The 21,676-nt window shown below is 59.3% G+C and carries 19 protein-coding genes; 12 read left to right on the forward strand and 7 right to left on the reverse strand.

The features are described from left to right. Nucleotides 1-4: 4 nt before the first annotated feature. From BLR31_RS09260 to BLR31_RS09275, 4 genes are all read left to right on the forward strand, one after another. A complete protein-coding gene (locus BLR31_RS09260; RefSeq protein ID WP_090595176.1) occupies nucleotides 5-1,054 on the forward strand; it encodes a zinc-dependent alcohol dehydrogenase in 1,050 nt (349 codons plus the stop codon). Next, nucleotides 1,051-2,037 carry a Gfo/Idh/MocA family protein gene (locus tag BLR31_RS09265; RefSeq protein ID WP_090595180.1) on the forward strand — a complete coding sequence of 329 codons (987 nt, stop codon included), beginning with the start codon at nucleotides 1,051-1,053 and terminating at the stop codon, nucleotides 2,035-2,037. The genes BLR31_RS09260 and BLR31_RS09265 overlap by 4 nt, the downstream gene beginning before the upstream one ends. Then, on the forward strand, nucleotides 2,034-3,956 hold the full coding sequence (locus BLR31_RS09270; RefSeq protein ID WP_090595183.1) for a glycoside hydrolase family 36 protein: 1,923 nt from the start codon (nucleotides 2,034-2,036) through the stop codon (nucleotides 3,954-3,956). Before BLR31_RS09265 ends, BLR31_RS09270 begins: the two co-directional genes overlap by 4 nt. A gap of 99 nt (nucleotides 3,957-4,055) precedes the next feature. Beyond that, nucleotides 4,056-4,415, forward strand: coding sequence for an iron chaperone (locus BLR31_RS09275; RefSeq protein ID WP_090595186.1), 360 nt, complete (start codon nucleotides 4,056-4,058; stop codon nucleotides 4,413-4,415). A 25-nt stretch (nucleotides 4,416-4,440) separates the two neighbouring features. Here BLR31_RS09275 and BLR31_RS09280 read toward each other — a convergent pair whose 3' ends face one another. The 6 genes from BLR31_RS09280 to BLR31_RS09305 form a co-directional block, all read right to left on the reverse strand. Next, nucleotides 4,441-4,722, reverse strand: coding sequence for a response regulator (locus BLR31_RS09280; protein ID WP_090595188.1), 282 nt, complete (start codon nucleotides 4,720-4,722; stop codon nucleotides 4,441-4,443). A gap of 15 nt (nucleotides 4,723-4,737) precedes the next feature. Beyond that, nucleotides 4,738-6,723, reverse strand: a complete 1,986-nt coding sequence (locus tag BLR31_RS09285) for a hybrid sensor histidine kinase/response regulator (protein WP_176762591.1) — start codon at nucleotides 6,721-6,723, stop codon at nucleotides 4,738-4,740. A gap of 145 nt (nucleotides 6,724-6,868) precedes the next feature. After that, the gene (locus BLR31_RS09290; RefSeq protein ID WP_090595192.1) at nucleotides 6,869-8,077 is read right to left on the reverse strand and encodes an EAL domain-containing response regulator; all 1,209 of its coding nucleotides are present in this window, start codon (nucleotides 8,075-8,077) and stop codon (nucleotides 6,869-6,871) included. Nucleotides 8,078-8,111: 34 nt separating this feature from the next. After that, entirely contained in the window at nucleotides 8,112-9,464 is a 1,353-nt protein-coding gene (locus tag BLR31_RS09295; protein WP_143009359.1) for a hypothetical protein, read from the reverse strand. Nucleotides 9,465-9,568: 104 nt separating this feature from the next. Beyond that, entirely contained in the window at nucleotides 9,569-10,624 is a 1,056-nt protein-coding gene (locus BLR31_RS09300; RefSeq protein WP_244505008.1) for a substrate-binding domain-containing protein, read from the reverse strand. Further along, nucleotides 10,621-11,952: an ROK family protein gene (locus BLR31_RS09305; protein WP_244505009.1), complete on the reverse strand. Its 1,332-nt coding sequence runs from the start codon at nucleotides 11,950-11,952 to the stop codon at nucleotides 10,621-10,623. Before BLR31_RS09305 ends, BLR31_RS09300 begins: the two co-directional genes overlap by 4 nt. Nucleotides 11,953-12,151: 199 nt before the next feature. Between BLR31_RS09305 and BLR31_RS09310 the strand changes: the two genes are divergently transcribed. The 5 genes from BLR31_RS09310 (at nucleotide 12,152) to BLR31_RS09330 (ending at nucleotide 17,886) form a co-directional block, all read left to right on the forward strand. Then, nucleotides 12,152-12,967: a sugar phosphate isomerase/epimerase family protein gene (locus BLR31_RS09310; protein WP_090595195.1), complete on the forward strand. Its 816-nt coding sequence runs from the start codon at nucleotides 12,152-12,154 to the stop codon at nucleotides 12,965-12,967. 35 nt (nucleotides 12,968-13,002) lie between these two features. After that, nucleotides 13,003-14,121: a substrate-binding domain-containing protein gene (locus BLR31_RS09315; RefSeq protein WP_090595198.1), complete on the forward strand. Its 1,119-nt coding sequence runs from the start codon at nucleotides 13,003-13,005 to the stop codon at nucleotides 14,119-14,121. Nucleotides 14,122-14,199: 78 nt separating this feature from the next. Next, nucleotides 14,200-15,363, forward strand: coding sequence for a levoglucosan dehydrogenase (locus BLR31_RS09320; protein ID WP_090595201.1), 1,164 nt, complete (start codon nucleotides 14,200-14,202; stop codon nucleotides 15,361-15,363). After that, the gene (locus tag BLR31_RS09325; RefSeq protein WP_342027587.1) at nucleotides 15,360-16,910 is read left to right on the forward strand and encodes a sugar ABC transporter ATP-binding protein; all 1,551 of its coding nucleotides are present in this window, start codon (nucleotides 15,360-15,362) and stop codon (nucleotides 16,908-16,910) included. The genes BLR31_RS09320 and BLR31_RS09325 overlap by 4 nt, the downstream gene beginning before the upstream one ends. After that, nucleotides 16,903-17,886, forward strand: a complete 984-nt coding sequence (locus BLR31_RS09330; RefSeq protein ID WP_090595203.1) for an ABC transporter permease — start codon at nucleotides 16,903-16,905, stop codon at nucleotides 17,884-17,886. Before BLR31_RS09325 ends, BLR31_RS09330 begins: the two co-directional genes overlap by 8 nt. A gap of 92 nt (nucleotides 17,887-17,978) precedes the next feature. Here the strand turns inward: BLR31_RS09330 and BLR31_RS09335 are convergent, their stop codons facing one another. Next, complete coding sequence (locus BLR31_RS09335; RefSeq protein ID WP_176762592.1) at nucleotides 17,979-18,653, reverse strand: GntR family transcriptional regulator; 675 nt, start codon at nucleotides 18,651-18,653, stop codon at nucleotides 17,979-17,981. Between the two features lie 122 nt (nucleotides 18,654-18,775). Between BLR31_RS09335 and BLR31_RS09340 the strand changes: the two genes are divergently transcribed. From BLR31_RS09340 to BLR31_RS09350, 3 genes are read left to right on the forward strand one after another with little or no spacing between them, the layout of a single operon-like run. Then, a complete protein-coding gene (locus BLR31_RS09340; RefSeq protein ID WP_090595656.1) occupies nucleotides 18,776-19,798 on the forward strand; it encodes a DctP family TRAP transporter solute-binding subunit in 1,023 nt (340 codons plus the stop codon). A 55-nt stretch (nucleotides 19,799-19,853) separates the two neighbouring features. Beyond that, the gene (locus BLR31_RS09345; RefSeq protein WP_090595206.1) at nucleotides 19,854-20,345 is read left to right on the forward strand and encodes a TRAP transporter small permease; all 492 of its coding nucleotides are present in this window, start codon (nucleotides 19,854-19,856) and stop codon (nucleotides 20,343-20,345) included. 35 nt (nucleotides 20,346-20,380) lie between these two features. Continuing rightward, nucleotides 20,381-21,652, forward strand: a complete 1,272-nt coding sequence (locus BLR31_RS09350; RefSeq protein WP_090595209.1) for a TRAP transporter large permease — start codon at nucleotides 20,381-20,383, stop codon at nucleotides 21,650-21,652. Nucleotides 21,653-21,676 lie beyond the last annotated feature (24 nt).

The following is a 21,676-nucleotide window of genomic DNA, read 5'->3' on the forward strand; positions in this document are numbered from 1 at the left end:
CTGCATGGATCGCGCATTGGTGGTCACAGGGCCCAAATGCCTCGCGTTCGAAAATTACGAACGGCCGGCGCTTAAGCCCGGCCAGGTGCGTATTGAGACGCTGTTTTCCGGGATCAGCAGCGGAACCGAACTCTCGCAATATCGCGGCACCTCGCCTTTCATGAGCAAGGTCTGGGATGCCCAGGCGCGCGTGTTCAGAGAGTCGAACTCGCCAAGCTGGAGCTATCCAGTACGCAATTTGGGCTATGAAGAAGTTGGCACGATCGCGGAAATGGGTACCGGCGTTGCAAATCTTAGGCTTGGTCAGACCATTTTTGGAACCTGGGGCCATCGCACGAGCCACATTATGTCTGCTGACGACGCAGCGGAGCGCATTGTACCCGATGATGCCGATCCCAGGATTGGCATATTTTCCCATATTGGCGCCGTCGCCCTCAACGGGGTTCACGATGCGCTAATAAGGTTGGGTGATTTCGTCGTGGTGTTCGGACTCGGGGTTCCGGGACAGATCGTTGCGCAGGCAGCCCGGGCCTCAGGCGCAAGGGTGGTCGGCGTAGATCCTGTTGCAACCCGGCGCGAAAAATTTCTCTCGCTTGGTGGCACGCACGCGCTCGATCCTTCAATCGTTTCGGTATCTGACATCATTAAAGCTGAGACCGGCGGTCGCGGGGCGGATGTCTGCATTGAGGTCTCTGGTGCGCCGGCGGCGCTTTCCGAAGCAATGCGCACCGTGGCGTATGCCAGTCGCGTGGTCGCAATGGGTTTCGTTCAAGGCGAAGCGCGTGGGCTTTTCCTAGGGGAGGAGTTTCACCACAACCGCATCGAACTGATTTCCAGTCAGATCTCGGGCGTGGCTCCCGGAGCGAGCCACCGTTGGTCGAAACTGAGACTGTGGCAGGAAGCCGTGCGGCTTCAGCACGAGGGGGTGCTAAACCTTCTGCCATTAATCACTGACACCGTGCCCTTCGATAGCGCACCAGCCCTATTCGAGCGGATCGAGATGGGAGATCCGGATGTCCTTCAGTCTGTACTTTCTTTTGGTGCAACGCCATGAGACGGCTTAAGCTCTGCCTTCTCGGTGCTGGCGGCATCGCTAACCGCCATGCCCAGGCAGCTGCAGAAATGGCGGAAAGGTTCACGATCTCCGGGGTCTGCGCACCGACTTTGCCGGGTGCCGAGGCACTGGCCACTCTCCACGGCGCCGAGGCCTTTACCAATTGTGACGAGATGCTCGACACCCTTCGCCCCGACCTGATGGTAATCGCCATCCCGCCCTTTGCGCATGCAGGGGAACTGGAACGAGCAGCCCGTCGCGGCGTCCATCTCTTGGTAGAAAAACCCATTGCGCTTAACTTTAAGCGCGCCGAAGCCATGGTTTCGGCAGTGGAAGAGAGCGGTGTCGTAGCGGCTTGTGGTTTCATGTATCGGTTCGGGGCGGCAGTCGAACGCTGGCAAGCACTGAGGGCGGACGATGCGACTGGTGCACCTGGCCACTTTTCGGGACACTTCCATTGCAACGCCTTGCATGCACCATGGTGGCGTTCGCGCGAGAAATCGGGCGGCCAGATGGTGGAACAGCTAATCCACATCGTGGATTTGTGCCGGCTGATGTTGGGAGAGCCGGATACCGTTTATGCCCGTGCTGCCAATCTTTTTCATCGCGGCGTCGAGGGCTATGACATCGAGGATGTTAGCGCCATGGTGCTTGGTTACGACGACGGTCGCGTCGGGGTGCTCGGTGCGAGCAACAGTGCCGTGCCGGGACAGTGGCGCAAAAGTTGGCAGATCGTCGCTCAAGACATGACCGGCGTATTTACCGACTTCAACGCAGCGGAATTTTTCTCGGTCGCCAATCCGCAGTCACCTGAAAGGATCGCCGTTACGCAGGACGTTTTTGTAGCGCAACTGCGCGACGTCGCGGATGCGATCTTTAATTCCACACCGCCGCGCGTGCCTTTGCGCGAAGGGCTTTTGAGCCTCAGGGTTGTCCTGGCGGCCGCGCGGTCCGCCCACACGGGCGGGGAAGTGCGTCTATGAGTTCGCTGGCGCAATTTGTGCCCGAGACTCAGAGCTTCACGCTAGGCAACGTGACCCTGTCGCAAATTGCGCCGATGGTGGATGGTGAGATAGTCACAGCGCAAAAGCTCGAGATTGTCGCCGAAGACGAAGGGTGGAGCCTGAGGACGCTGCTCGATGACGGGCGCGGCTGGTCTCTTTCAATTCATCCCTGCACCAAAGGCCTGCTCCTCACGGCAAGATTGCACGGAGCCGGCATGATCCACTGCGACGCCATCGGCGTGCGTTTCGGGTTGGTCCACAACGTCGAACGTTTTCTGCGTAATGGCTATACGAGTTGGGACGGAAGCTATTTCGTTGAGCCTCGCGCAGCCACGCAGTTCGCGTCAGATCCAAAGCTCAATGCTGGTTACGCGATGACAGCCTTCGTCCCGCCGGCGGCGGGTGTGGCCGTCGCGGGGTTTCTACGTCACGACCGCTTTCAGAGCCGCTTAAGTTTCGATTTTGCGGATGGATCTCTTGCCGTCGGTTTTGAAACACTGATCGATCGTGTTCCCCATATTGATGAGGTTTCAGGGGAAGAGATCATCCTTTTCGCCCAGTCCGACGTCGAAGAGGGACTGCGCGATTGGGCAAGGCGCGTCGCCGAAACCTCGGATCAACCCGCAAGGGTCCCACCCCGCCGCATCAGCGGCTGGTGTTCGTGGTACAGCCTCTATGCCTCTCTCGATCCGGAGGTGCTTGAATCTCATCTCGCAGCCATGGCCCGTTACGTCGAGACAACCGGAGCGGGTCTCACGACATTTCTGATCGACGATGGCTTTACGCCTGAGATGGGCGATTGGCTGACGACCAAACCACAGTTTCCTCACGGAATGGCACCTATCCTGGGCGCCACCACGGAGCGGGGCTTTCAGCCCGGCCTCTGGATCGCGCCTTTTATGGTCGGCAATCGCTCAGCGCTCTATCGCGATCACCCCGACTGGGTTGTCAGGGACCGCGAGACGTGTGAGCCACTGGCGCCGATGAAGTTTTACGGCGAGTTTCGCTGGCACAAGCGCAGCGAGGCCTATTACGTGCTCGACGTCACTCATCCCGATGCAGAGAGCTATATCCGTTCCGTGTTCCGAACTTGGACTCGTGAATGGGGCTGCCGCTATTTCAAGACAGATTTCATGCATCTTGGGTCGATGTACGGCCCCAGTGAAGCGCGCTGGCACCGCGAGGGCCTGTCGCGCATGGACATATGGATGATCATGGTACGGCTCATCCGGGAAGAGATCGGGGATGCACAATGGCTGCTGTGCGGTGCGCCAATATGGGCGCCCGTTGGCCTGGCCGATGCGGTTCGGATCGGGCGCGACGTCGGAGTGAGGTGGGATGGAGACCAGTCGGCCCAATCCTTGCTGCGAGACCAGACGTCGCGAAACTTTGCCAACGGCATTCTATGGCAGGCCGACCCCGATTGCATTCTCTTGCGAGAAAACTTCCATCATCTTTCGGACGACCAAGTGCGCTCCCTGGCGCTGTTTGCCGGATTGGCCGGCGGGGTGCTGATGACCAGCGACAACTTCGATGAGCTTTCTCCGCGGCGAAAGAGCCTGTTTACTGAGCTTGCTGCCCGCGAGTCGGCATTCACGTGTGAATTTCCCGAACTCGGGCGAACACTACTCACCTACGAGGCCACTCAAGCAGGATTTGAAGCCTGCTCGGACCCAATACTGGTCCAGAGAGTTTCGGAAGAGGGCAGCATCTGGATCAACGTCTTCAATACAGGCGCGCAGAGGACCGACAAGCACATCTGCTGGGATCTGGCGGGCATCAAAGACGCGGCTTACATCGTGGATCCGCCATCTGCCCTCTCACGCGGCGACGCGGACGGATTATGGTTGGATCTTGCTCCCTACCAATCCGCTCTCATTAAGATATCACCGCCTTGATCATGCTCTGACCGACAATCATCGAACAAAGGAGCCAGGGCTACACTTGGGCACCGCGCCTCGGCTTGCGCGCCGTCGTCCAATTGCCGATAGTCAGTCATGACCAAGTTTGTCGACCATGATGCATATATTGCTGCCGCCCCCGAAGCCCTCAGGCCGCTGTTGACGCGTTTGCGTCTCCAACTGAAGCGCGCCCTCCCCGAGATGGAGGAGGTGATCCGCTACGATATGCCAGGGTTCGGGTCGAAGGATTCCGTCATCGTTGGCTATGCTGCGTTCAGCAAGCAATGCGGTCTCTATGTCACCAAGGGCGCGATCGAAGCTCATACAAACGATATCGTCGCGGCAAGGCTGAAAGCGACAAAGACCGGCGTCACATTTTCGCCGAGCAGGCCCATTCCGGACGAACTCGTGGCTGCGCTCGCTCGGTTTTCACGAAAGGAATTCAGGGCGTCGTAGGTTCGCTCGACAACGAGCCGTCTTGCTACTGCAAGACTATTCGCAACCTGTTGGCGAGTTGGTCGCGACTGTAGGGCTTGCTGAGCAACTCCACGCCCGTATCGAGGCGCCCATCGTGAACGATGGCGTTTGCGCTATACCCCGACGTGAAGAGCACTCTGAGCTCGGGCCGCATCTCCAGCGCCTTTTTGGCAAGTTCCGCGCCATTCATTCCACCCGGCATGACAACATCGGTGAAAAGGAGTGAAATGTCGGGATGGGTCGCGATCAGCTCGATTGCAGCCTCTCCTCCGATCGCCTGAAGCACGCGATAGCCAAGTCCCTAGAGTACGCCCGAAAGGTGGTCTCGGACAAGCGCGTCATCTTCAACTACTAGAATCAACTCGCTGCCCCCCACTGGTTTTTCGCCCACCGCATCTTCGGAGGAGGGCGCGATCAGTTTGCGAGACCTCGGGAAATACAGGCCGACCGACGTTCCGTGCCCCACCTCTGAACGAAGGCGAATGTGGCCGCCCGATTGTTTGACGAAGCCGTAGACCATGCTTAGTCCCAACCCCGAGCCCTTTCCAACTTCCTTGGTGGTGAAGAAGGGTTCAAAGACGTTGGGCAAAACGTCCGGGGCAATGCCATGACCGGTATCGGATACCGTCACTGCCACATACTGTCCCGGCGCGACGTCTTCCGCCGCCGCTTGTTGAACATCGAAGGTGGTATTCGCCAACTCTATGGTCAGAGAGCCGCCATCGGTCATCGCGTCGCGGGCGTTGATCGCAAGATTGAGGATCGCGGATTCCATTAGCGTCGGATCGATTTCTACAGCCCAAAGCTCCACTGGACCGGCGACCTTGATCTCGATGTGTTCACCCAGCGTGCGAGCGAGCATTGCCTCCATGCGGCTCACAAGGCTGCATAGGTCGAGAAGCGATGGTTGCAAAGGCTGTTTGCGGCCAAAAGCCAGCAAGCGACTTGTAAGTTCCGCTCCCCTTTCCGCAGCCGTGGAGATCATTTCCGCGAGAAGGCGTGGCTGTTGCCCGCTTTCGAGCACATCGCACAAAAGCTCCGCATTGCCCAGGATTACCGTTAGAAGGTTGTTGAAGTCGTGAGCAATACCCCCTGTGAGTTGCCCGATCGCTTCCAGTTTCTGCGCTTGCCGCAAACGACTTGCGAGGTCGCGTTGCGATGAAACATCGAGCATGCTCCCCACCATCCGGATGGCACTGCCGCTCTCGTCTCGGATGACCGAACCGCGATCAACGATGCTGAGGGCATGGCCGTCACTGTGCATGAACCTGTATTCGCTGACCCAGGTCGTCTCAGCGCTGTCGATGACTGCATGAATGCTGTCGATAACCCGTTCGGCGTCGTCAGGGTGGATGCGGTTCATCCATGACTCAGGCCCTGGTTCGACATCGGCAGGGTCATATCCGAACAGCGTTTTGAAGTTTTCATTCCACCACAACGTACGGTCGACAAGATTCCAGTCCCAAATCACGTCGTTAGTAGCCTGCGCGACGAGCAAAAATCGCTCGTTGCTGATCCGCACGTCTTCTTCCGCCTGCCTGCGCCGCGATGCGTCGCGGAAATAAACAGCTAGCCCCTCCGGTGTGGGATGGGCATCGACATCGAACCACGCCTGGAGAGGCGGAAAATACTCCTGGAAGCGCACGGCGTGGCCATCCCGAAGAGCCTCCCTATAGCTGGTTTCGAACCGACTCCCGACAGCTTGCGGAAACTCGTGCCAGATATTCTTCCCTTCGAGTTCGCCCCGCTTGCGCCCAAGAAGATGTTCGGCCCGGCTGTTGAGAAAGGAAAAGCGCCAATTCTTGTCGAGAAGGAAGAAAGAGTCGCTGATGCTTTCCAGCGTCTGGCTCAGGCGACGCGAAAGAGCATTTGTCTCATCACGCATGGCGACGAGATGCGAAATATCCTGAAATGCCCCTTCCACGGCGACAATGGCCCCCGTGTCGTCGCGGACCGCCTCGCCTATGGACCGGACCCAGATGCGGTTACCCTTCGCGGTCACCAACTGTAGGACTTCATCGAAGGGTCTGCCGTTTTCGGCACACTCCAAGAATACCCTTTTGATGGTGGGCTGGTGCTCGGGCGCATAATAGCTAAGGCCCCGCTCAACACTCGGTGAGGTGTCTGGGGCCTCCTCATGAATTTCGGCGGTTTCCGGACTCCAACTCAGCCGTGTTGGATTGAGGTCGACGCGCCAGCCGCCCAAACGGGCCATTCGACCTGCTATATGCCGCAACCGTTCCGTTTCCGCCAGTTCGAGCTGTTTGGCTGCATCTTCATCGACCACCGCGCCGTCGCGCAGCGTTGCTGCGCCCGCGATGGGCCGGAAATGATCAGAGGAGGGCATTATGGATTTCCTTTTTAGCCCGGCAGAGCGCGGGTTCGCTGCCTAAGCTTGGCGCCGCACCGGAAATCCGGCGCGGGTGGCCACCTCACCCTATCTCCGACCAGGCCACCGCCCGGGATGCCCGCATGGGCCGTCCAATGAAATAGCCCTGAGCAGCGTAGCACCCCATTTCCCGCAGTCGCATATAGGTATCGAGATCCTCCACCCCTTCGGCTACTGTGGTCATCCCCAATCCGTCACTCATGCCGATTATAGCCGCAATAATGGCCTGCGCCTCGCAGGAATGGCACAGCTCCGCAACGAAACTGCGGTCGATCTTGATTTCTGAGAACGGCATCCGGGCCAGTTGCACCAACGAGGAATAACCGACGCCAAAATCATCGATGGAGAGCTTCATGCCCATCAGGCGCGCCCGCGTGAGAACGTCCAATGCACCGGAGTCCGGATCGATCGCGCCACTTTCAGTTACTTCCAGCACCACGCGCTCTGGCGCGACGTTATAGCGCGAGCACGCTTCCGCAATCGCCCGCACTGAATGGTCGTCCTTCAAGCACTGTGCAGGGATGTTGATCGCTATCGTGTGAGGCTGGGCGGCGAAATGGCTTCCTAGCCAGGCCAGTGAACGATCCGCGATGACCTCCGTGAGCCTCGCTGCCTGTCCCGTTCGCTCCGCGAGAGGAACGAACGTGTCTGGACCGCATATGTCGGTCTCGTCGCGCGTCCAACGCGCCAGTGCTTCGTAACCGATAAGACTGCCATCGTTGCATCTCACCTTGGGCTGAAACACGGGCCCGATTTCGCCTTGGGCCAAGGCGTTCGCAAGCTCGTCACCGGACGGAGATGACTTCGAGGAAGCAGGGATCAGTTGGAGCTTCGGTTTAGCATTGCCGGTCTCGAGAAGCGTCGCTAGAGCGCCGCGGCTGAAGGGCTTGGACAACGCGCCAGCCAACGATAGTCGATGCTGCTTTGCCGATCGTTGGGCAGCGTCCAACACCCTGCGATCGACGCCACTGACAATGATCAGAGTCGCTTGGCAACTGATCTCTCCAAGACGCTGGATGACCTCCACTCCGTCGACCCCCGGCATGACCAGATCGAGTAGGATGTGGCTCGGTGACCAATCGGCGACCTGTGTGAAAAACTCTGCGGCCGTTCCGCAATAGGCACTTTCGGCGCCGATCGATGCTGCCATCTGACGGACCGTCCCACCGACAAGTGGGTCGTCATCGAGGATCAACAACCGTAGTCCGGATGCCAAAGGGTGTTCCAGGGGCTCGGAGCGCAGGTCAGTCATGAACGGATTTCTCTATTGAGGATGCTCACGCGCGTTATCCTGAGATGCGCTTAGGGAAGGTGAGAGGATAAAGACGCGAGGGCGGGTGCGGCGTGTCCTGCGAAAGATGGATCGCGGTGCCGCTGACATAGGTGAAGCCACTATCGACTGCTGCAAGTGCCAGCCCGATCGTATTAGCGCCATGCGCCAATGTGCGAAGGTTGTTGCGCTTGGCAAATTCCATGAACGGTGGCGAAACGGCGCGTTGGGTAGGGTCGCGCAACTGCCCCATGGACAGATTGCACGACAGGCCCCAAAGGAGTTTGGAATCAACCGCCGCGAGATAGTCGCCGCTTCCGTTGACTTGCAGGGTGAGGTCGGGGCGGACAGCGCAAAGCGTGAAAAGCAGATTGTTGAGTTGCTCGATATTAGGCCGTGTAGGGACGTTCGTCACTTCTAGCTTCACGAAGGGTGTATAGACCTCAGGAACGCTGGACAGCAGCTTGAGATATTCGCGCCGTGTCTGACTGCGGGCCAGGGTTTGATATCCGACCGGGACAAGGATAGCTGCAACGTTGCCCGCGCGCCCGAAGCGGTGCAGCACCTCCAGTGCGCGGGTCAGCGCAAGGCAGTCCATGTCAGCCAGCGTGTCAACCATTTGGTCGGGGTCAGCAATGGCCTGGAACTGGGAAAGCGTAGTGCATCCCAGTGAGAGGTCCAGAACGCAGCGGTTAAGATTGACGATGGCGCGCTCGGGGTCCCACAACGGTGCAAAGAGCAGTTGAAAGTCTTTAAGCAGCAGGCGTCGATAGTTGTGGACCGCTCGATCCGCTTCGAGGCGCATGCGACGCAAGGACATGACCAGGCGATCGGCCAAACTTCCCGTGTCACCAGCAAGATCGTTCAGTTCGATCTCCGCGACGTATTGTTTGACGGTGACGCTGGATGAAAATTCAGGAAGCTCAGCGATAATTTCTTGTTTGATTTCGCGAGATATCTGCTTGGCCCGCTCGACGGCCGCCGCTTTGGTCAGATTGGAAAAGCAGATCGCAAACTCGGTGTCGCTCAGTACCTGCAGGACGTCGCTTTCGGAAATCCGCCGCCGAATGCCCTCCTGCGCTAGCGCGCTGGCGCGGGCGGTCAAACCGCTCCATCGCGATCCTAACGCCTCCTTGATCTCGTCCAGTCCCACAAGTTCGAAGCTGCCGGCCATGACCGACGTCGAGGACGGCATCTGCTGATCAATCAACTGGGCCAGCCCACCATCTTGGGGCAGCAAAGATGGGCTTCCCGGCTCGGTGGGAGACTGAGGCGAAGCCTCTGGTGTTGCGTTGACGCGCTCGGAATTTGGACGCGGCTGAACTGGCTCCTTCTTAAAGAGCGTCTTGATAAGGCTAAAGACTGTCATGAGCGACGCACTCAACGCTGGGCCGCCTTGCACCCTGACCACAATAGCTTAAGAAAGCTATATTTTGGCGGCGCAGAGTGAGCAGATTTAGCGTTTGAACTGAGCTAATTTTGAGCGCCGCCCATGTCACGCAGGCTTTCGATGATAATCCTGGGGGCAGGTTGGTGCCAGATCACCTGATACGCCTCGATGACGTCGAACGGTGTCACTTCCCGACCGCCGAGCGCCACCCAGGGAGGCACGGCCAGTCCCAACAGCGCTGCGAGTGTCACACGCGCCGCAGCGCTGCCCTGGTCGTAGGGCATCTGGGCGCCAACACCCTTAATCATGCCGTGACGGGCCATCTCGATGGCAACCTCATTGCCCAGATCGACGGTGGTGATTGGAATATCGTATCCCTGTTGAGCAAGCGCGCGGACCGCCTTCATCGCCGGTACGTCCCAAACCGCGAAAATTCCGGCAAGTCCCGGTGTCGATCTTAGCATCTCCAGGGCCGCGGTTCCGGCGCTATCCAGTTCGGAAAACCGCTCCCTCACGAGCGTGACATCGGGTCGGTTGATGCCCATCCACTTGCGGAACGCAATTTCGCGCTCGTGGGTGGCAAAGAAATCTATGCCATATCCCAGGATGCCAGCGGCACCTCCTGATGGAATATGTTTGGAGAGCATAGCCGCGCAACTCTGACCCAGGCCGAAATTGTCGGTCGAGACCACGCTGGCGTAATCGGTGCCAGGAAGCATGCCGGTTGGGGCATTATCGAGCAAAACCAGCTTGCGCCCGCTTTGCGTCAGTTTTCGATGGGCCTCGGCGACGCGGGCATTTCCAATGGGAATTGAGATCACCGCGTCGACAGGTTCTTCTGCGAGCCGGGTTAGCGCAGCAATCTGCTGGTCGACATCGAAATTGCAGTCGACCACTTCGACCAGAGCGGCGGAATGCAAGCCCAGCGTGGCAGCTATACCAGCCAACTCCTGCTTGGACCAATCGCTGGACGTGGTGTGCAGCACCACCGCCACGGTAAAGCGTCGGGCCTGTGCTTCTATGGTGTCGATCGCGGTCAACTGGATTTGGTCAGCAGGAACCGCGCGCTCTCCATGAGGTCCGAGACCTGCAATCGACATGGTATCCTCTGGCGTCTTGTCGGGCGTTTTGATGTTCACGGTGCGACGCGTCCCGCTTGCGGCGCAGGCTTGGCAGCCAGTGTTTCGGTCAAGCGCTCGAGACTCTTCTGGAATTCGGGATGGCGAAGCGGCGATCCCTGTCCGATCCAGCCCTGTAACATGGGGGGCGCGAACAACTCCTCCACCACCACCTGCGCGGCGCCCACGAGACCCGATGAGGCGCCCATCTGGGAGCGCATGATTTGAAGGTCGCGTGATACCATCGGGTGAGACTGCCGATAAACCGCTTCGCGAATGCCTGCGAGCAAACTGTCGCCGCCAGATTCCGCAACAACCCCGCCAATGACGATAAGGGCCGGGTTGATCAGATTGGTCAGTGGTGCGAGCGCCTCGCCCACAAATCGACCACAACGGCCAAGAAGGTCTACGCAGAACAGGTCGCCGAGCTGGGCCGCGTGGCCGATGTCGACGACGGAGAGTTCGCCTCGGCGGGACAGTGTCTGCGCCAGATAGGGGCTGCGCCCATCTGCTGCGGCAGCCATACCGTCACGGGCGATAGCGTCTGCGCCGGCCAACGCCTCAAGCAAATCATCGCCAACACGGCTGTGCCCGATCATGCCGGCAGCACCCTGAGCGCCGCGGTGAAGCTGACCCTCTGAAATCAGTCCGGCGCTGATCGAGCGGCCCAACTTTACGTAAATGATATCGCTTAAGCCTCGCCCGCCACCCGCCTTGGCTTCGCCCATGGTCATCGTTTGAACGCCACTGCGCGCGAAGATCGGGACTCCGAACCGCATAGACAGGCGTTCCAGGAATGGAAATCCGTGCCAGGACTGCAAGCTCTGCAACACCGGAACGGCTTCGAACTCGGTTGGCGATTTTTCGATTGGGCCGGGCAGCGCCAACCCAATCCCCCATGGAGCAGGTTTTTCGGTTTCCTCAAGGAGCCAGTCAAAAATCGTCGCAAGACGGTCAAGGATAACCTCTGGGCCCTCATTGAGCTGCGCAGCTTCGTGATGTTCGACCAGTAACTGGCCGTTGAGATCGGCGATGCCGAGCGCGATGGAGCTTTGGTCGATCGCTGAAACCAGCAAAGAGCCAGCATCTTGGCGAAATCGCATCTGCCGGGGTGCTCGACCGCCGGTCGCTTGGCCCAACTCGCCTTCCTTGAGCAGTCCAAGCTCGATCATCGTCGCCAAGCGATCTGCGACGACTGCTCGACCTAACTCCGAGCTGCGTTCCAACTCCTGGCGCGTCGTTGCGGTTTCGGTCCGCACGAGGTTGAGCAGCAACGCTAGGCTGGCCTGTGCGGCATCGACACTGCGGGGACGGCCAACCGACCGCAGCGCTGTTTTCTCCTCCGCCACGACTCAAACCTCTCGTCCGACTGGGTTTTGAACCTAACGCACGGCGTTTTTCCCTTCAAGCTATAGCTTTTGCCTATTTTAGAGCAAAAGACACGTTTCTTATGCAGAATTAATATTGACTTCGCTTTTTCAAGCTGCGTAACCTTGAGGCATAACGAGGGCGCGACCGTCAGTACGGAGCGCTTCGGGAGGAGGAAAAATGACGGTCAAGCTGGCCTATCACGCCAATTGTTGGGGGCCGCTCGGCGGCAATGCGGTTGGGGTGACGTCAATCACCCAGCTGACATACCGAACCTTTGCCGACATGGATCGCGCCTTTGCTGATATAGCGAGGGCGGGGTACCAAGGGGTTGAGATCTTCGATGGCAACCTCCTCGATGAGACCCCGGCGGACCTGCGTCGTAAGCTAGCGAATGCGGGTCTTGAACTTGTGTCGACCTATTCCGGTGGCAATTTCATCTTCCCGGATGTCCTGCCTGAGGAACTGGCGCGCATCGAACGCGTCGCGGCAGCGACTGCGGAAGCTGGGGCAACTCACTACGTCATCGGCGGTGGCGCCAAACGCAGCGGCGGCATTCTGGCCGACGATTACCAACGGCTCGGAGAAGCGCTCAATCGGGTTGGCGAAATTGCAAGTCGCGCAGGATTGCGGGCTCACTATCATCCGCATCTCTCGACCATCGTCGAAAGTCCGGCCGAGGTCACAAAGATTTTCGGGCTCACAAACCTCGATTTCTGTCCCGATACCGCGCATCTCGCTGCAGCCGGTGGCGATCCCGCGGCGCAGGTTCGCGAATTCGCAGGGCGTATCGCACTCGTGCACCTCAAAGGGCTGCAGCGCGACCCATTCGGCTTCACCCCGCTCGATGCCGGCGATCTCGACAACGCTTCGGTGATCGCGGCGCTCAAGGACACCAATTATTCCGGCTGGGTTGTGGCCGAGCTCGACAGCTGGCCCGATCCCTTTGAGGGGGCGGCGCGCAGCCACGCATTCCTGAAACGGCACTTTGCCTGATCAGACATCACCAACGTCACCAACGGGAGGAAACCATGGGACATTTGAAGACGACGGCCCTGCTGACGGCAGCATTGCTTGCTGGCACGGTTGCCGGAGCAGCTTTTGCACAGACACCTGATGAAGCACTGGCGGCGCTCGCCAACCAGACCCTGAGCACCGGCCCTGGCGGCGAAAGTCCGGTCTCTGCGTCCGAGGTCAGCCTGACTGAAGACGAGCGGGCGCAAATCCAGGCCATGGGCGCCACCGCCGCGATTGTCATGCACTATGGTGGCGACGACTGGAGCCAGGCCCAGATCAATGGGCTCGAAACCCAGTTCGAGGCCATGGGGATCGAGGTCATTGCCACCACCGACGCTGGCTTCAACTCGGCCAAGCAGGTTTCAGACATCGAAACCATCATGGCCCAGAGCCCCGACATCATCGTTTCGATCCCTACCGACCCTGTCGCAACCGCAAGCGCCTATCGGCAGGCCGCCGAGGCGGGCGTGGAACTGGTGTTCATGGACAATGTCCCGGCTGGTTTCGAGGCTGGAACCGATTACGTGAGCGTTGTGTCCGCTGACAACTATGGAAATGGCGTCGCGTCGGCGCATCTCATGGCCAAGGCCCTGAATGAAGAGGGCAAGATTGGCATCGTCTATCACGCTGCCGATTTCTTTGTGACCCGCCAGCGCTTCGATGCCTTCAAGGCCACCATCGAAGAAAACTATCCCGGGATCGAGATCGTAGCCGAGCAGGGGATCGGGGGGCCGGACTTCACCGGCGACGCTGATCGTGCCGCTTCGGCCATGATGGTGGCCAATGCAGACCTTGACGGTATCTGGGCGGTCTGGGACGTGCCGGCTGAAGGTGTAATCGCTGCTGCACGCGCCAATGGGCGCGATGACCTCGTCATCACCACTATCGATCTGGGCGAAAACGTCGCCATCGACATGGCGCGGGGCGGGTTCATAAAGGGCCTGGGCGCCCAGAGGCCGTTCGACCAGGGGGTGACCGAAGCGCTACTCGCCGGCTACGGCCTTCTCGACAAAGAAGCGCCCGCCTATGTGGCTCTTCCAGCTCTGCCGGTGGAGCAGGCGAACCTGCTCGACGCATGGCAGGAGGTGTACTCCACCGAAGCGCCCGCCTCGGTTCGCGATTCCATGAACTAGGCACTGTTCTTCCAGTGCCTTTGCGGAGGCGGTGCTCCCTAACCGTCTCCGCACATCATCCCAAAAGCGAGACAGCAAATGCGAAAGCTCAATGTCGCCATGATCGGCGGCGGTTTCATGGGCAAGGCCCACGCAATGGCCTACGCCGCCATGCCGATGTTTTTTTGGCCGGCTCCCGCCATTCCGGTGCGCAAGGTGGTCGTGGACGTCAATCAGGAGATGGCCGAAACCGCGCGTGATCGCTTCGGCTTCGAGGACGCCTCGGCGGACTGGCGTGCGGTGATCGCGCGACCCGATATCGACATCGTAGACATCTGCACGCCCAATGACTCCCATGCCGAGATCGCTATCGCGGCTGCCAGGGCAGGCAAGCACATCATCTGCGAAAAGCCGCTGGCGCGAACGGGTGCAGAGTCCAAGACCATGCTCGATGCCGTCCAGACTTCTGGCTCCATCCATATGGTGGCGTTCAATTACCGCCGCACACCCGCCGTGGCGCTCGCCAAGAAGCTGATCGAAGAGGGCCGCATCGGCGAGATTCTGAACTTCCGCGGCACCTATCTGCAGGATTGGTCTGCAGACCCCGACAGCCCGCTATCCTGGCGGTTCCAGAAGTCGGTGGCTGGATCGGGAACCGTCGGAGATATCGGCACGCATGTGGTGGATTTTGCCCGCTATCTGGTCGGCGAGATCGCCTCGGTCAATGCGCTCGTTAAGACCCATATCGCAACCCGCCCAAAGCAATCGGGTGGCGTCGATAAACTGGGGGTCGGCGGCGGTGACAGGAACGCCGAACGCGGCGCTGTCGACGTCGATGACGAAATGCTCACCATGCTCAAATTCGCCAATGGCGCCATCGGCTCGATTGAAGCGACACGCAACGCTTACGGTCGCAACAACTTCCTTACTTTCGAAATCCATGGCACCAAGGGCTCGCTGGCCTTCAACTATGAGCGACGCGACGAGCTGCAGGTCATGTTCGCCGATGACGTTGGTGATGCGCGCGGCTTCCGCACAGTCTATACTGGCCCGGCCCATCCCTACGGATCAGGGCTTTGGCCCATCCCCGCGCTCGGTATCGGCTATGGCGAAACCAAGATCGTTGAATGCTACGATCTGTGTACCGCCATCGTGACGGGTAAACAGCCATCGCCCAATTTCGAGGATGGATACCGCATCGCCCTCATCGCCGACGCCATCCTGTCGTCGGGTGAGAGCGGCCAGTGGGTGGATATTCCGTGACGGACAAGGCGGTAAAGCCGATCGCCGTTGAGATGGACGCCATTTCCAAGCGCTTTGGCGGCGTCCATGCCCTGCGCGAGGTAAGCCTGAGTGTGCGTCGTGGAGAGATCCATGCACTTTTGGGAGAGAATGGCGCCGGCAAGTCCACCATTTTAAAGATTCTGCGAGGCGTTCAGGCGCCCGATAGCGGCGGTATCGTTGTTGGTGGAGAAGCGTTTACGCGTCTCTCCCCGCAACTTGCTCGCCAAAAGGGCATCGGCATGATCTTCCAAGAGATGAGCCTGGTGCCGACGCTGAACGTGGCCCAGAACGTGTTTCTGGCCAGCGAACCGCTCACGCCTGCGGGGCTGATCGATGACAGGGCGATGGAGCGGCGCAGCGCAGAAATCTTCGCCTCGATGGGTGTCACCGTCGATCCGGCGGCCATCGTTGCGGACCTCTCGACCGGTCAGCAGCAACTGACCGAAATTGCCAAGGCCCTGTCCCAGAACGCCGACGTGCTCGTCCTCGATGAGCCGACCTCTGCCCTGACGGCAGGTGAAGTGGACATCCTTTTCGATTTGCTGCGACGGCTCAAGACCGAGGGCAAGGCGATCGTTTACGTTAGTCATCGCATGGACGAAATCTTTCGCATTGCCGACCATGCGACAGTGCTGCGCGATGGACGGCTGATCGACAGTCGCCCAATCGGGGAATACACGCTGGCCACTCTGATCACAGACATCATGGGCAAGGAGACCCGCGACCTGTCGGAATTTGCGACGGACTCGACGGCCCAGGACGAAATCATCCTCAAGGTCGAGCATTTATCGAGCAAGCTGCGCCGCGGAGGTGATGTGAGCTTCTCGCTCCGTCGCGGTGAGGTGCTGGGCATTGCCGGCCTGCTCGGTGCGGGACGGAGCCGGCTGGCCCGAATGCTGTTCGGGCTCGAGCCGATTGCCCATGGCACCATAACGCTGCGGGGAGAAACCATCGCAATTGGTTCGGCGAGACAGGCGACGGAGCTGGGACTGGCCTTGGTTCCGGAAGACCGACGCAGACAGGGTCTGGTGCTCAATCATTCGATCCAGGACAATATCGAACTGCCAATCCTCAAGCGCCTCGGCGCGACACCATTCGTCGATCGGGCTAAGTCTCGCGCAACCACCGACGAATTGATAAAACGGCTGGCGATAAAGACATCATCGCGCGAGGCAGCGGCCAATTCGCTATCCGGCGGTAACCAGCAAAAGATCGTCATCGGCAAGTGGCTGGCGACCGATCCTGACATTCTCATCATGGATGAACCGACGGCGGGGATCGACATCGGCTCCAAGGGTGAAGTTCTTCGCCTGGTCCGCGCGCTGGCGGCCGAGGGCAAATCCATAATCTTTATCTCGTCCGAACTTGCTGAGCTTGCGGCGGTGAGTGACCGCATCGCGGTGATGTCGGACGGACGTCTGGTCGAAACAATCGACAAGACGGAGCTGTTAACCGGCGACGCGTCCCAATTGCGCGCCGAGCAGAGGCTGCAACTGATCGTGCAGCGTGGAGGGAACAATGACTGATACCTTGGCTGCGACGAGAAGCGAAACGCCACTGGGCTATTTCAAGCGCACCTGGCGCCAGAACATCATCTATATCGGGTTCATCGTCGTCTTCCTGTTCTTTGCCCTGACGCTCCACGACAAGGGCTTTTTGACACCCAACAACATCCTCAACATCGCCCGCCAGACCGCGATGATCGCAGTCATGGCCGTCGCCATGACGCTGGTGCTCTCATCCGGTGAAATCGACCTCTCCGTGGGTGCGGTCGCGGGTCTCGCGTCGGTCACCACAGCCATGGCTATCGCTTGGGGAGGCGTGCCCGCAGGCATAGCAGCGGGCATCATGACCGGTGTGACGGTAGGGCTGATCAACGGATTTTTGTCCACGAGGCTGATGATCCCGACGTTCCTGACCACACTTGCGATGATGGGCATCGCCAAAGGCACTGCCATGTGGATATCGGGCACTGCCGCCATTCCGGTCCTCGACCGGACTTATCCCGCCATATTCGGTGGCGGGAACATCGGGCCGATTCCAACCCTCCTGCTTTGGATGCTGGCTGTGGGAGTCATCGGACACGTCGTGCTGCGGCGCACGAAGTTCGGGCGCCAGGTTTTGGCGGTTGGCGGAAACGTGGTGGCGGCGCGCTATAGCGGCATCAACACTGGCCGGATCAAGCTCTGGGTCATCGTGATCTCTGCCGTCACCGCCGCGCTGGCCGGAATGCTTTATGCAGGGCGCCTGCAAACAGGCCGCTTTCAACTCGGTGAGGGCGACGAGTTGTCCGTCATAGCCGCCGTGGTGCTTGGAGGGACGAGTCTTTTCGGCGGCAAGGGTACCGTCGTGGGCTCAATCATCGGCGCGTTGATGATCGGCGTCATCAACAACGGCCTCATCCTGATGGGCCTCGAATATTCCCAGCAACTGATCGCCCGCGGCGGTATCATCATTCTTGCTGTCGCACTAAGCCAGGCGGGCACCCGCACCAACGGATAGCACCGCGGTCGGATAAGGATGCAGCGGCATTACGCAGCGCTTCAGGTTCGAAAGGCTCCGGCTCCCTAGGTTAGGCATGCCAGAGTAACCCATCACAGCGCTTCGCGCATACGTAAGAGTAGATGCCGTTCTGCACCGCGAGCGTGCCGCTCGACGATTGTGGCCGCCAAATCCGCGTCATGCGCCTCAACCGCATCGATGATGTCCCAATGATCCTTGAGGACGGCGACTCGCCGTGCGGGGCTGATTGGGTAACGCCGCGCCAAGGCCCTTACGACTTCGCCGTGTCGCTGACGAATGGCACGGGCCTCGTCGTTGAAGTGGCGCTTGTACATGATGCCATGGAACTCTTCATCGAGACTGTCCCACTCGATCTGATCGCCGTGAGACGCTTCGAGTTGCTTTTGCACGGCGCGGGCGCGATCAAGATCATCCTTTCGCGCCTGCTCGACAAAGACCCTGATCAGATAGGGTTCGATCAGCGTGCGTATGTCGAAGATGTTGCGCACGAATGTTTCGTCGAGAGACCGGACCTGAGCGCTCCGATTGCGTGAAAGCACCACAAAGCCTTCACCGCTCAACTGATGCAGAGCTTCTCGCACAGGGTTGGTGCTGACCCCATAACGCTTGGACAACTCGATGGTTTTGAGCAGCGATCCTGCCGGCAGCGCCCCGGAAACGATGTCGTCACGCATCAGTTCTGCCAGCCCCATGCGAGGACGTGGGCGAAACGTCTTGCGCTCGCTTGATGCCAGAACTTCGCTCATCGGCGCACTCCCTACCTGCTCCTGCGACACCATAATCACAAACCGAACGACACACAATCGGGCATTGACTTTGTATAATTTGGATGATTTCTTCCACAAACCAGATTGAATGGGAGGAAAACATGTCTGTGTATCGCAATTTGTCGGCCGCATTGCTGGCTGCGGCGTCGTTCGCCGTAGCCCCCATGGCTCTTGCAGAGGAGATCCGGTTCGCGCTCGAGATGTATGAGGGCGACAACCCGGAATTCAACGCGGTGACCGCGTTCAAGGAATATGTCGAGAACAAAAGCGGCGGCGATCTGACTGTTCGGATTTTCCCCGGCAACCAGCTTGGCTCAGTGCGCGACACCACCGAAATGGTCCAGCAGGGCACTTTGCACATGACGCTGCCGTCCGATGGCGCGTTTGCAGGATTCTACGCCCCCATCCAGGCATGGTCGATGCCATATCTTTTTCCCTCGGCACCAGTCGCCTGGGAAGTGATGAGCGGTGAGTTTGGCCAGTGGATGCTCGAAGACATCCAGGAGCAGACCGGCATCAGGGCACTTGCTTTTGCCCAGAATGGCTTCCGCTCATTCCTCAACAACGACCGCCTGATCCAGACGCCAGAAGACATGGCTGGCATGAAGATCCGCACCATGGAAAGCCCGGTCTATATGGAAATGGTCTCAGCGCTCGGCGCTGACCCCACCCCCATTGCCGGCTCGGAAGCGACAATGGCTTTCCAGCAGGGCGTCGTCGATGGCCTCGAAAGCCCTCCATCGGTTCACCTCTCGGGCGGCGCTGCCGAAGTCGCGCAGTATATGACGCTTAACGAGCATGTGTTCGGCCTTCACATCGTCGTCGCTAATGACGAATGGTTCTCCTCGCTCTCGCCGGAGCACCAACAGATTGTCGCCGATGGCGCCCGCGTCCTCGCAGCCGTTGAAAACGTCGAAAAGACCACGGGTGACTGGGCGGCGATCGAAGAAATTCGCTCAATGGGCGTAGAGGTTCACATCTCTTCTCCAGAAGAAAAGGCGATGTTCCGCGACGCCGTCTATCAGCCCGTCCGCGAATTTATTCTCGGCCAGGTCGGTGAAGACGTGCTCAACCGCATCGAAGCAGCGGTCGAGACGGCGGAAGCTTCGGTTTACCGTCAATAATCGAGCGACGGAGCGGCCCTCTAGAGGGCCGCTCCGTTACTTCCGGGAGGATGCGATGCGGATCAAATCGATCTCCAAGGGCTTGGCCCTCACCTGCCAGTGGAGTGCGGCGGCGATCTTCGTCGTCGTATGTGGCCTCAACTTCTCGCAAGTTTTCGGCCGCTATGTCCTGGGCTCGTCCATCCCCTGGGGCGAGGAAATCATGCGCTACGCCATGATCTGGGTGATGATGCTCGGCGGCGTCGCATCGATCTACTATGCCGAGCATATGGCAGTTGAAAGCCTTGGCGAACTACTGGCCCCGCATCGCCGACACCTGGTGTTGACAGCGACTTACATCGTCGCCGGACTGTTCTGCGTACTTCTCGTTTACTATGGATGGCCGGCTGCAATGGGCAACACCCGACAGCGTGCAGCAGCATCCGGCCTTTCGATGTTCTGGGTCTATCTCGCCATCCCGCTGGGCGCCTTGTTGATGCTGATACAGATCGCTCTGTGTGCAGTTTCAGGGTTCGCCTCGCAAAACGCCGAGCCCGAGCGTCTCTAACCCGCAATTTTTCACTCTTTTGATGAGGTGATCCGATGGCCTGGGTTGCGTCGATTTCATTCGTGCTGCTCGTCCTTGGCGTGCCGATCGCCTTCGCTCTCGGCTTGGCCGGAACATTCGGCATCTGGCAGTTCGGCATTCCACCGCAAGTGATCATCACCCGGTTTTTCGGCGGGGTGGACAGCTTTATTTTTCTGGCCGTGCCGTTCTACATCCTCGCCGCAGAGCTGATGAACATCAGCGGCATCACGGATCGGATCGTGCGCGCGACCTCTCTTGTGCTGGGGCGTGTACCCGGCGGCACCGCCTACACAAATATTACGGCGTCGGTCCTTTTTGCCGGTGTGTCCGGGTCGGCCGTGGCGGATGCCAGCGCGCTGGGACGTTTCTTTCTCAAGGTCATGCCAGAAGAGGGATACACCAAGGAATACGCTGCCGCCGTCACGGCCTCGTCCTCGATTGTCGGTCCCATCATCCCACCCTCTGGCCTTGCCATCATCATGGCGGCGGTCTCGGGACTTTCGATCGTCGATCTCTTTCTTGCCGGCGTCATTCCAGGCCTGATCATGGGACTTGCCTGCGTCGTTGTCGTGTTCATCACCGCAATGACCAAGGGATTGCCCAAGTCCGCCATCGTGGTTGAGCGCAAGGAAATGCCGCGCCTGCTCATCGAGAGCGCTGTCGTCGCCATCCTTCCGGTTATCATCGTCGGCGGCATGGTCACGGGTGCATTCACGGCAACGGAAGGCGGTGGGATCGCGGTCTTTGTCGCGCTGGTTCTGGGATTGCTCGTCTTTAGATCGATGTCGATCGCTGATGTGTGGAGGGCCGTTGTGGTCTCCGCGCGCGTAACGGCAACGATTTACTTCCTGGTCGCCGCGGCGGCCATCCTCTCCTACGCCCTTAATCTGCTCGGCATTTCGGGGCTCGTCGCTGCCATGGTGCCGCTTGTCGGCGGCGATCCGACGCTGTTTCTGATCGGCGTCGTCATTCTGATGCTGATCCTGGGCATGTTCCTCGATATCGGCGCAGCGCTCATTATCTTCGTGCCGCTACTGATGCCCACCGTCATGCAATTGGGCATCGATCCGATCCAGGCGGCGATGGTGATCATTTTGACCCTCGCCATGGGCCTGATAACGCCGCCGTTCGGCGTGGTGCTCTTCGTGCTCATGAAAATCGGCAATATCGGGCTCTCGCCTTTGTTCAAGGCGCTCATCCCCTTCATCATTGCCCAAATCGGAGCGATCCTGCTTCTGGTGTTTATCCCCGAACTATCCACCTGGCTCCCGAACCTCCTCAACTGAGTGTTTCTGGCCGCATAAATCTTT

The organism is Pelagibacterium luteolum, assembly GCF_900100665.1.
Classification (GTDB): domain Bacteria; phylum Pseudomonadota; class Alphaproteobacteria; order Rhizobiales; family Devosiaceae; genus Pelagibacterium; species Pelagibacterium luteolum.

Bases quoted from the DNA above. Each gene is read 5' to 3' on its own strand.
- BLR31_RS09260 (WP_090595176.1), top strand. From the start codon at position 5: ATGGATCGCGCATTGGTGGTCACAGGGCCCAAATGCCTCGCGTTCGAA.
- BLR31_RS09265 (WP_090595180.1), top strand. From the start codon at position 1,051: ATGAGACGGCTTAAGCTCTGCCTTCTCGGTGCTGGCGGCATCGCTAAC.
- BLR31_RS09270 (WP_090595183.1), top strand. From the start codon at position 2,034: ATGAGTTCGCTGGCGCAATTTGTGCCCGAGACTCAGAGCTTCACGCTA.
- BLR31_RS09275 (WP_090595186.1), top strand. From the start codon at position 4,056: ATGACCAAGTTTGTCGACCATGATGCATATATTGCTGCCGCCCCCGAA.
- BLR31_RS09290 (WP_090595192.1), bottom strand. From the start codon at position 8,077: ATGACTGACCTGCGCTCCGAGCCCCTGGAACACCCTTTGGCATCCGGA.
- BLR31_RS09295 (WP_143009359.1), bottom strand. From the start codon at position 9,464: ATGACAGTCTTTAGCCTTATCAAGACGCTCTTTAAGAAGGAGCCAGTT.
- BLR31_RS09310 (WP_090595195.1), top strand. From the start codon at position 12,152: ATGACGGTCAAGCTGGCCTATCACGCCAATTGTTGGGGGCCGCTCGGC.
- BLR31_RS09315 (WP_090595198.1), top strand. From the start codon at position 13,003: ATGGGACATTTGAAGACGACGGCCCTGCTGACGGCAGCATTGCTTGCT.
- BLR31_RS09320 (WP_090595201.1), top strand. From the start codon at position 14,200: ATGCGAAAGCTCAATGTCGCCATGATCGGCGGCGGTTTCATGGGCAAG.
- BLR31_RS09330 (WP_090595203.1), top strand. From the start codon at position 16,903: ATGACTGATACCTTGGCTGCGACGAGAAGCGAAACGCCACTGGGCTAT.
- BLR31_RS09335 (WP_176762592.1), bottom strand. From the start codon at position 18,653: ATGAGCGAAGTTCTGGCATCAAGCGAGCGCAAGACGTTTCGCCCACGT.
- BLR31_RS09340 (WP_090595656.1), top strand. From the start codon at position 18,776: ATGTCTGTGTATCGCAATTTGTCGGCCGCATTGCTGGCTGCGGCGTCG.
- BLR31_RS09345 (WP_090595206.1), top strand. From the start codon at position 19,854: ATGCGGATCAAATCGATCTCCAAGGGCTTGGCCCTCACCTGCCAGTGG.
- BLR31_RS09350 (WP_090595209.1), top strand. From the start codon at position 20,381: ATGGCCTGGGTTGCGTCGATTTCATTCGTGCTGCTCGTCCTTGGCGTG.